The organism is Aeromonas sp. QDB17 (genome assembly GCF_027705305.1).
Taxonomy (GTDB): domain Bacteria; phylum Pseudomonadota; class Gammaproteobacteria; order Enterobacterales; family Aeromonadaceae; genus Aeromonas; species Aeromonas caviae.
Genome location: NZ_JAPDBP010000043.1, coordinates 1 through 10,370 on the forward strand (window position 1 = coordinate 1; position 10,370 = coordinate 10,370).

General features: G+C 48.1%; 6 protein-coding genes, 1 other RNA gene and 3 pseudogenes. 3 read left to right on the top strand and 7 right to left on the bottom strand.

Going from position 1 to position 10,370, the window contains the following annotated elements:
- The first annotated feature begins 702 nt into the window (after positions 1–702).
- Positions 703–1,815 carry an alanine racemase gene (alr, locus tag OKC41_RS20760; protein ID WP_176722703.1) on the top strand — a complete coding sequence of 371 codons (1,113 nt, stop codon included), beginning with the start codon at positions 703–705 and terminating at the stop codon, positions 1,813–1,815.
- A gap of 91 nt (positions 1,816–1,906) precedes the next feature.
- Here alr and OKC41_RS20765 read toward each other — a convergent pair.
- A non-coding RNA gene (locus OKC41_RS20765) (RtT sRNA) lies at positions 1,907–2,036 on the bottom strand.
- A gap of 326 nt (positions 2,037–2,362) precedes the next feature.
- Here OKC41_RS20765 and OKC41_RS20770 point away from each other — a divergent pair.
- Positions 2,363–2,701, top strand: a pseudogene (locus OKC41_RS20770) (transposase); the annotation flags it as partial.
- 1 nt (position 2,702) lies between these two features.
- Here the strand turns inward: OKC41_RS20770 and OKC41_RS20775 are convergent.
- The 3 genes and pseudogenes from OKC41_RS20775 to OKC41_RS21095 form a co-directional block, all read right to left on the bottom strand.
- Positions 2,703–2,894, bottom strand: a pseudogene (locus OKC41_RS20775) (IS5/IS1182 family transposase); the annotation flags it as partial.
- Between the two features lie 195 nt (positions 2,895–3,089).
- On the bottom strand, positions 3,090–3,794 hold the full coding sequence (locus tag OKC41_RS20780) for a hypothetical protein (protein ID WP_134996587.1): 705 nt from the start codon (positions 3,792–3,794) through the stop codon (positions 3,090–3,092).
- 23 nt (positions 3,795–3,817) lie between these two features.
- Positions 3,818–5,407: a DarT ssDNA thymidine ADP-ribosyltransferase family protein gene (locus OKC41_RS21095; protein ID WP_333562966.1), complete on the bottom strand. Its 1,590-nt coding sequence runs from the start codon at positions 5,405–5,407 to the stop codon at positions 3,818–3,820.
- 127 nt (positions 5,408–5,534) lie between these two features.
- On the opposite strand from OKC41_RS21095, the pseudogene OKC41_RS20790 reads away from it, so the two are divergent.
- Positions 5,535–5,761 (top strand): annotated as a pseudogene (locus OKC41_RS20790) (transposase); the annotation flags it as partial.
- Between the two features lie 1,110 nt (positions 5,762–6,871).
- Here the strand turns inward: OKC41_RS20790 and OKC41_RS20795 are convergent.
- From OKC41_RS20795 to OKC41_RS20805, 3 genes are all read right to left on the bottom strand, one after another.
- Entirely contained in the window at positions 6,872–8,227 is a 1,356-nt protein-coding gene (locus OKC41_RS20795) for a virulence-associated E family protein (RefSeq protein ID WP_252657012.1), read from the bottom strand.
- Between the two features lie 175 nt (positions 8,228–8,402).
- A complete protein-coding gene (locus OKC41_RS20800) occupies positions 8,403–8,660 on the bottom strand; it encodes a hypothetical protein (RefSeq protein ID WP_017783779.1) in 258 nt (85 codons plus the stop codon).
- A 552-nt stretch (positions 8,661–9,212) separates the two neighbouring features.
- Entirely contained in the window at positions 9,213–10,178 is a 966-nt protein-coding gene (locus OKC41_RS20805; RefSeq protein ID WP_264818428.1) for a site-specific integrase, read from the bottom strand.
- Between the last annotated feature and the right edge of the window lie 192 nt (positions 10,179–10,370).

The window sequence follows — 10,370 nt, forward strand, 5'->3', positions numbered from 1 at the left end:
CGATTGGATCGGACATACTGAGTACAGTGAAACCAGAATAGAGCAATTAGATCACATCTTTAATCTGATTGGTATAACCCGCCCTGCTGTTCAAGGCTGATCTTCGCCGCTTGATTAATTAACCGGCCCACATCCATGCTTCACCATCCCTGGCCACGGATGACCTGTCTCTCCGGCCGCGTGCGCCACCAAGCCGGCCACAAGCTTTCTTGGTGGCGTACACCACTCGCCGGTTCGACGAGATGCCCTCTTTAATCCGGCAGTTCCACCTTCACCCCCCATGGAGCTGGTAGCCTGCTTTTCTCCTCTGCCATGCACCTGCCCCTCCCCGCACCTTGGCCAGGGGTCGGCAACCCCACCTGCACGCAGCCGGTGCGAAAAACCGCCAACAATGTGCGAAAACGGCTCGATCCCCCTCCCGTTTTAAGGGGAAAAACCAGTGATAAATATTGCCCGATAGGGAGCCAGAGAAAGCGTTGGCAGGGAAATTTATACCGAGGAATATTCCGTATTTTGCGCATTTACGCATTCCTATTCGCCACATAATTTACCAACAAAAAAACAACTGATAACATCTTTTTACATTTTAAAGCATATAAAAAACATGATTCAGTGACCCCCGTTTGCTCGTCCCGGCAGCCAGGATCACCGGATCGGGATTGAAACCATCAGCCAACTACTCATCGAGCAGACACCCGACCCATGATGAACACAGTTACGGCCAGCATCGATATCGATGCACTCCAGCACAATTTCACCGTGGTGCGCCGCCATGCCCCCCACAGCAAGATCATCGCGGTACTCAAGGCCAATGCCTATGGCCATGGGCTGCTGCAGGTGGCCCACGCCCTCGCCCAGGCCGATGCCTATGCGGTGGCCAGGGTCGAGGAGGCGCTGGTGCTGCGTGCCAACGCCATCACCAAGCCCATTCTGGTGCTGGGAGGCTTCTTCAGTGCCGAGGCGCTGCCGCTGCTGGCGAAACACGAACTGCAAACCACCTTGCATACCTGGGAGCAGCTGGCACTGCTCGAGCAGGCCAGTCTGCCCGCCCCCATCAAGGTGTGGCTCAAGCTCGATACCGGAATGAACCGGCTCGGACTGCGCCCCCTGGAGCTGCCCGCCTTCATCGAGCGGCTGAGCCATTGTCGCAACGTGGTGCAGCCGTTCCATCTGATGACGCACTTCAGCCAGTCCGATGAGCAGGATACCCAGGCCACCCGGCTGCAGATCGAGGAATTCAACCGCCTCTCTGCTCATCTGCCGGGCGAGCGGGCCATGGCCAACTCCGCCGGCATCCTCGCCTGGCCGGCATCGCGCAGCGACTGGATCCGACCCGGCCTCATGCTCTACGGCGCCTCCCCGTTTACCGGTCAGCTTGCCGCCGACCATGACCTGCGCCCGGTCATGAATCTCAAGAGCCAGCTCATCGCCACCCGCGCCTGCCAGCAGGGCGAGGCGGTCGGCTATGGAGGACACTGGGTGGCGGATCGAAATACTACCCTCGGCGTGGTGGCCGCGGGATATGGCGATGGTTACCCCCGCATGGCGCCCGAAGGTACCCCCATGCTGATCAATGGCCGCCGGGTGCCCATCGTGGGTCGGGTTTCCATGGACATGATCACCGTCGATCTGGGGCCGGCGGCCAGCGACAAGGTGGGAGACGAGGTGACGCTGTGGGGGGAAGGGTTGCCGGTGGAACAGGTGGCCGAAAAGATAGGCACCATCCCCTACGAGCTGCTGACCCGCCTGACCAGCCGGGTCCATCTGACGCACTGTGACAAACGCGAACAGATGCCGATGTTGAAGCTGGCCTGAGCAAGCGGTCTGAGACCGGCCACAGAGAAGTGTCAAACCAGCCCTTGATAAACAAAAGGCCCCGTCTTTCGACGGGGCCTTTTGTTTTATTTGGCGGTAAGGGAGGGATGATTCGCCACTGCGTGGCTCACCCCTTCGGGGCGGCCTGCGGCCGTTCATCCCGGCAAGCTGCTCTGCTCGAACCCGGCGAGGGTTCTCACCCCCCTCTTCGAGATGAGCTGATGACGCTTCCCCAAAGCAAAAAACCGACCATGAGGTCGGTTTTTTGCAATTTGGCGGTGAGGGAGGGATTCGAACCCTCGATTCTGCTCACTAACACCATGTGAATCAACCAGTTATGGTTAAAAACAAGCAAGATCGTGTCACAATCATGTGACACTGTCAATTAGATTGCGACTCTTTGAGACTGTCTCATTTCATTCGGGTGTTGAGCTTTGCTATTTGATTTTTATTTACAGGGGCGTTGTTTCCCAAATCGATGCGGCTTGAATGGAACTAACTGAGGGCGCGGCGATCTGATCATCACCATTCCCTTCAAGTCTGCATCATGGGCAAGTCGCTTCACCCCATCACCAACTGGTCTCAATACAACAAGTCTCTGATCCACCGTGGCTCCCTCACCTTCTGGGTTGATGCAGATGCCATGGACAACTGGTTCCACCACGACCATCACGGGCGACGGGGTCGTAGCCAGCTCTACACCGACCAGACCATCTCTACCTTCTTGATGCTCAAGGGGATTTTCAGCCTCTCCCTGCGAGCCACCCAAGGGCTACTCGACTCCCTGTTTGAGTTGATGAATGTGCCGCTGTGCGCCCCCGATTACAGCGGTGTCAGCAAGCGGGCCCGTACGGTGAAAGTGGCGTATCGGCAGCCATCTAAAGGGAGTGAATGCGCAGCATGGTTTCCAGCGGATAGGGCCGACGGCCATTACCGGCTTTGGGATAAAACGGCTCGATGACGGCGGTCATATCCTGCCATGGCAGGATCTGCTCCATGCGGGAGAGGAAAATCTCTTTTCGGGTCTGACGGCGCTTACTGCTGAATTCACTGTCGGCGAAGGTAAGTTGATGACTCATGATGAACCCTGCTCCATGGCTCCAGATGACGAACATGATCTCATATCAGGAACTTGTTCGCACCTTCCCTAGGTCACCGTATCACACGGTCAAACCTTGTGAGTCCCCCGGCAAAGCCGGGGGATTACCTAATTTATTTATTAGTCATTGCTGTACCTCAGTAAATACTTACACTTTGCGGCCCAAGACATGATCTTAAAAAAGTCTTGGCTGTATAGTTTCATCCTGCCTAGCATTATTTATTATCGACTCTTTCATGATTTTTAAGAATGTTTCTTTGGATGAGGTAGCCTCTTGCAATAACCCACGACTATGCAATGAAATAAATAGGGCTACTGTATAAGCTTGACAATTAATAGATTTCTTAGGGTTGAATTCAATATCAGTAAATGCTGAATATGTTAAAGTTTTTTTTATGGTTGCATCGTCACTCTTCTTTAACGCATTAATGTAGAGCCAATCATAGAATGCTGTTTGTGGTTCAAGTTCCCAAAATACATCATAAAATAGAAAACCGGTTAACCTTCCTGATGATTCCAGTCTTTTATCTCGTTTTGCTTCAAGGGAAGTTATATGAAATAGGTCTGTAAATGGTCCACCTTTTTCAAAGACCTTACTGCCTTGAAATGCACACTCAACACTTATATTCTTTTGCTGTCTCACAGTAGTGAAGCTAAGATTAAAAGCACTTAATTCAACACCGAGCCTTTCTCTGGATTTACTCGATACTTCTAGAACAGATTCAATGCCTAGCGTTTTTTTCACAGCATCGTGCAATGAGTCTATACTTTTTTGCTTCTGTGATACGCTCATGCCTGGAAACCACTGAAATTCAATATACTTGGTTAACACCATTGAGTCACCCGCAAGTGAGGGGATAAAAACAGGTCTAGTCGCCATTACTTACCTTCATATGTAAATTTTTAAAAAGATATTTTATTCTTACGAACATCTGTCCGAGGTGAAAAGAAATCCACGATTCCATTACCAGAAACAAACGTTGCATATTCTTCTGTAAAAAAAGATAAACTAAAACTATTATTCTGTTTATCATTTTCAAAAATGATAGCATTAATATATTCAGGTTCAATAATATCAAAAATTAGAACTTCAGCCTGCACATCTGTTGGGTCGCAAGGGTACAGATATTGCTTTTTTCTTGATGAACTATTGAAGTCATTAATGTCATCAAACATACTTTTTAAAGCTTGTGATGTTTTTAACTGACTAGTAGGTAGATCACGAATATATTTCGTAGCCGCATTTTTTTTACAAAATGCGCAATCTTTCATCCATAAAATAGATGGATCGATTGCGATTATAGCCCAATCAACATTTGGGTTTTCTATTCTGTATTTATACAACATTTTAGCATTTGGATATGCAATTGAAACTGAGATCCCGTTAAGCCTATTATCCAAGCGAAGGTAGTCATTTATATTAGGCGTAATGCCACATTCTTTGGTCTTATCTATAGAATAGAGACCATGCTTAAGGATTGAAGATAAATTAGTAACTTGTGTAAAATGTAACAAAAATGGAATTTCTCGTTCCATAACAATATTTTTAATATCTTGTTTTATCTCATTATGATTTTCATTGTTTTTTCTTGTCAAGAATTTCACTGTTTTTTGCCATAATAATTTATTTTCATCAACGTATGCAGGTGGTGGATATTTTATCGGCTTTGATGTCGTATGATTGTCACTAATTTCAATTTGTATTGAGTTTGTATGTGAGGATATTTGGCTCAATAAATCGCCAAAATTAAATCTTGATGTGCCTATTCCCTTAATCTCTCTAAAGCTTCTAACATAGCGCCACTCTCCACCACCTTCAAAACATTGAATTCGCTTCAAAACATCTGGCATCCATTTTTTCAACTTCTCATCAAACAAAACACGCAGGCGAGGCTTTTGTTTAAAATTATGAGTGATTTTATTTAGAAGTTCGATGTGTTCCTCAATCATATGCTCGAAACTACTCTTTATGGCAGCCTCAATTTCTGGGTTTGGATGAGGAGCACCTTTATAGATCAAATCAATGCATTGGTGGGGTTTATAAGGCTGTTTAGGAGTGCTATCAACTTCTATCAAAGTAGCTAAATCGTCAAAAAATTCGTCAAATCTCTTTTTGCCTTGTGGGTCATTAGCGAACTTACTTTCAATTAATAATTCTCTCTCAGCTGATTCCAGTGATGTGATGATAATCGTACGTTCAAAAGAAATTGCGTCCTTCAGCGAAGATAATGATCTTTGAACTTCATTTTCAAGATGCACATAGTCATGCATTTTCTCAACGACTGCATTGAATGTATCCAAACCATCTCGCGCCGTCCCTAAAACAGAGCTTATACCAATCCTATTAGACTTATTATTATCAAGGTTTGGTTTCTGGTTAGCTCTTGATTTAGATGACTTTATTTTATCATTTTCACCATTATTTCCTGATGAAAACAATCCAATTATAAAAAAGAACGCAATAATCCATAATATTATTTCCATTTCTCTCATCCTAACCGCAGCAATGTTCCTACCTATCCAGCAGTGAATCAGACCATTTCCCCTTAGAGGGAAGGTGCGAACAAGTCCCTGATATGAGATCATGTTTGTCATCTGGAGCCATGAAAAAGGGTTCATCATGAGTCATCAGCTCACCTTCGCCGACAGTGAATTAAGCAGTAAGCGCCGTCAGACCCGAAAAGAGATTTTCCTCTCCCGCATGGAGCATATCCTGCCATGGCAGGATATGCCCCTGTTATCGAGCCGTTTTATCCCAAAGCCGGTAATGGTCGTCGGCCCTATCCGCTGGAAACCATGCTACGCATTCACTGCATGCAGCATTGGTACAACCTGAGCGATGGCGCGCGGCCACATCAAGGCAGGATGATGGAAGGACAGACTCCCTACAGCATGTTCAAAAAGGGTCTGAAATTGATACCGAAGGAAGTGCGCACTAAAGTAGCGTAAACAAGACACCGGTTTGAGGCCGGTGTCAGGTGATAACTAGATCTGTACAAATTTAAGGGACTTGTTATGAATTAACGCTTCACGACCCATTAGTTTCTTGCCTGTGAGCGTTCTGTTGCTGCAAAGACCAAGACTCACAACTGTGTTGACGCAAGCAGAGGTCAGGGTCTTGCTGTTGGCACGAGGGGGCGATCTTCGTGCCGTAAAGAAGCCCCAGGGCCATGCTGACGTGCGCACCAAGCAGATCTACCCCCATGCGGTCCAGCAAGGGACTAATAGGGTAGGCCGACTCCGTCCGGCTTGTATAGCTCAGCTCCGTAACGAGATGGCTACCGCACCCGAAAGACGGCTCTTTGAGGGTATCAATATCGTCGTAGTCATTTGGGCGCCTTTTCATGATTTTTTCAATATTACCATGGTGTTACCACCATGAATATGAGCCATATCACGACTAAAGCTAATATTGTCAATGAGTCGATTCTGCTGCTTGCCATGGATCGTGCTGGCTGATAATCACCATCAAGGGCACTGAGGGGTTGATATGGCTAATCTGCCGTTGAGCATTCAACGGCAATAAGAAAATCAGAGTCTCCCCAGTTCGCGTTTTACAGCCTCTAGGTCCTAATTCGCCTGCCGAGTTGTGATGGTGATCGGTAATCTAATCCGGTGTAATTGCTGTTGTGGTTAGGTACTGGTTAAGTGAGTCAATCTCCTCCTAATCACCCTCAAACCCTTGCCATGACTGCGTTTGATGTAATGGTGGTTAAGCGGTTAGGTGAAGTTGCTATAAAGTGCTGTGCGTGCTGGAGGGGCCCTTATCAAGGCTTACTCAGTGACTTTATATATAAATCACTTAATCAATTAACCAAAACCCACTGTAGGCCAGTAATGGCGCGGATTTGAGGCTGGTTAAGCAAGCGACATTGCACTTAACCCGTACTTAACCACTTAATCACCTGCCCAACAGACAGGCAAAAAAAGCCCCGCCTTATCGGCAGGGCTTTAGAATCACGCCTTGTCGGCTTTGCTCTTCTCTTTGGGGCTATCGACTGGAAGCTGGTACTCAGTCCGATTAGAACGCTCCCTACGGCTCTGGATCTTGCCCTCGCTCGCGAGCAGCCTGAGCGCCTTACCCCAGTTGCTCGCCATGCTCAGCTTCTCTCCATGGCGGGCACAAAGCTCGCTTGCAGTGAACCACTCAGTTGAGGGCAGCGGGCACGATAAGTGGCGATGGTAAATAACCTCATAGTACGCCCCCTTATCGGTGTGGGCATCGTTTACAGAGGCGGCCAGTGCAGCAGTCGCATCATCCAGAAACCACGTCGAACCAGACTCATAATGGGCCATAACTTCCAGCCAGAACTGGCGCAGTTGCTCAGGATCATCCAAGGATAGTCGGCCTGCATTCCAGCTCCAGCCTAGGATCGCATTCAGGCGATCAACATCAGCCGCAGCGGCTAGCTCGATAACCGCAAATCGAGCGTTACCTGTCGTGTCTCTGAGAAAATCCGAGCCGTTAACCGTGGCGATAAATGCGGTCTGGCGCTTTTTAGTGGTCATGCTACGGGCATAGGGCAGGCGGAAACAGTCACTCTCCCTTGTCAGAAAAGCTTTGAGCGAGCCAGCCTCATGCTTCGTCGTACTTTCCAACTCAGCCAGTTCCACAATCCACGCTGACACAGCGCGACGAACATCATCAGGTCTGTCTGGATTGATGGAGCAATCCAGGGTTGAACCTGGCACCACGGCAGCCAGACGGCTAATCCATGCGGATTTACGGAGGGACTGCCCGCCCGCCAGCACCGGCACCAGTTTTGAATGCCAGCGTGGGTGATACAGCGCAGCAACACACCCAACCAGCCATGCATGCAACACGGCACCCGCATAGGCGGGATTAGCGGTATTGAGGGTAGCAATCACCGAATCGATGCGCGGTTTCCCATCCCACGGTGCCCCACGTTCGAGCCACTGACGCACAGGGTGATAACTGTGGCGCTCACAAATTGCGATCAGGTGCTCCTCAATCACGGCATCCGGCACACCTGCCAGCTGGCAGGCATCAACCAGCGCAGATCGCTGGCCCGCCTCAGAGCCCCCCAGGCGCTCACCATCAGCACCCGCCAGTTCCGGCTCACCCGTCATCAGGTTGTAGCGCGGCAACCATGCCTGAAATCGAATGAGGGCGCACAGATTTGCACTGGTTTTGATAGGGCGGCCAGTAGGACCCATGTCCGGCAGAGTCAGCAGTTCACCCTGCATCACCGACCTGACAGCTTGTTGAACCTGTTGTGTGGCAATGCCGTCGTTCTGACCATCATTTGACGGAATATCATGCCCCGCTGTAGTATTTTCATTATTATTCATTTTTATAGTCCTCGGCTTTATCGCCTGATTGTTGTTATATAGAAGCCCTTGTCATTTTCTACTTTTTAATTTCGTGAGCAGCAAACATATTAACCACACACTCAATTAAATCTAGCGGTTTTTATGAATGGTATTGTGCAACCAATAATGGCGGTATTAGCCCGTCTGTCCTCGATCAGCAAATGAGCCCGAGCGCCCGCAGGCGTTGGAGCGCCTGATCCTGTGCGTCGTTCGAATAATCGGGTTCCTGAGTGATCCGAGCAAGACGCGCAACCAGCCGCATGCTATTTTCATCAAGCCTCGCAGACACATCGAGCAATGACACTGCGTAGTGAGTGTTACATGCCGATGCCAACGCAGCAGCCAGCACCCTGCTAGATCCGGTGCGCGGGTGCTCTACAATGAGAGCCAAAATTTCGTTCAGAATTTTCATCTATTTTCTCTATTTCCTCTATTTAGTTAAAAAATATTGTGCCTTTTCGGTTGTCATAAATTCTGCTGGTTAGATATTGGTTGTTATCTAAACGCCCTCGATTGATCAGCATCAAGCGATGTCATGACTGCGTTTTGTGTAAAAATAAATAATCATCTTAACAGTTTTTATAAATGGCATTGCGCAATAAATATGGATGCCCCGTCACCAATATATGTATCAAGGTTGTTCCTCCTTCGTCAGACTCCACCTGGACACATATATCAGGTTCCTAAGTCATTCCACATTTCCCGCTCCATGCCATCCATAAAAAGGGATTCTCCACCCCACTGCGTTCGCAAGCTCACTACGGGGGTTACGGGTTCGCTACTCTCACCACATCCCCATACTTACGCACTTTTGTGCGCGTAAGTATGGTTTTAAAACGCGTTCTTACGTGGTATCACGCCTCGTACTTACGTGTGTGGCAGTCGGCATTACCATGTTGTGTATTGTCAACTTCCTCCCATTTTAAAATGATTGCATTTAGATAATTAGCCCTGAGTTTTTTGACTATGATAAATCATTCCCACTGGATTCATTTTTCCCTCTGCGTATGAATGCGGCCAATCCTCTATTCCCCACAGAATTATTATTGACCTGATTTATTACTGGAGACTCAGGCTTGATATAATGTGTATTATCCGCTGATAGCTGACTGTGAGTCATACGAATTCCGCTTAAATCGGCATCAGCAGGGCAGCTAGGCAGTCGCCCACCTCTAGCCAATTTCCTATTGCCATAACGGTCAACAGAGCCAGTGGCCTGATGGCCCATCAAATATGCAATACGTTGGCGGTCCATTCCGGAACCTTTGAGCTCAGAGCCGAGCTGGTGACGCCAGCTATAAAATGTGGGTAGAGCCCTACGCCTAGGCCATAGTTTTTTACCAGCAGCCCGCAGCCTGTCCTGCATCACACCAATGTCTACTCGTTGCGCCTGCATGACACAATATCTGAGCAGGCCAGAATCGATGCCATCCAACAGTAAAGTGCGGTCTGCCCCCCGTTGTCCGCTATGGCTTTTTTTAGCGCCCGTCACAATAAGCCGATTTCCATCCACTCTCAGACCTGAAAGCTCTGCGGGTCTAATACCTGCGTTTTTAAAAATGAGGATGGCAGAAACCATACTAATGTCACCACGCTGGTTAAAATATGATTTCAGAGCATCCTCATCTGCCTGATTGATCGCCCTCGCGCGGGGCTGTCTGGATTTTTTTGATAAATTACTACCATGTGCAGTCACAGGGTTTTTCGCCCTCCGAATACGCTCGGCAGCATCAACATAGCCCAGCATATTCTGGTGATATGCCAGAGCACATCGCAGTCTCCGCCAATACCCTGGTCGGTAATCTGGTGCACAGGCTAGCAATTCATTAGAAATATTTTTTGCCGTGAGTGGTATCGCCCTATTTTCAAGGCGTTGGTAAAAAAATTCAGCCAGCTTCGTATACTCAAACTCAGTCTTTTTGGTAGTCATATATCTCCTAGGGCTCTTTTCGGCCCCTATTTAAAATCTATTATCTTAACGCAACAGTTATGAGCGCCAGCCATATAGGATAACACCTCACGTAACGTTTATCGTAAAATGATAGTGAACGGTATCACTACAATAATTGAATTATTGCATACAGTATTATATCGTGGATTTGTTGTTAGTTAAATAAAACCA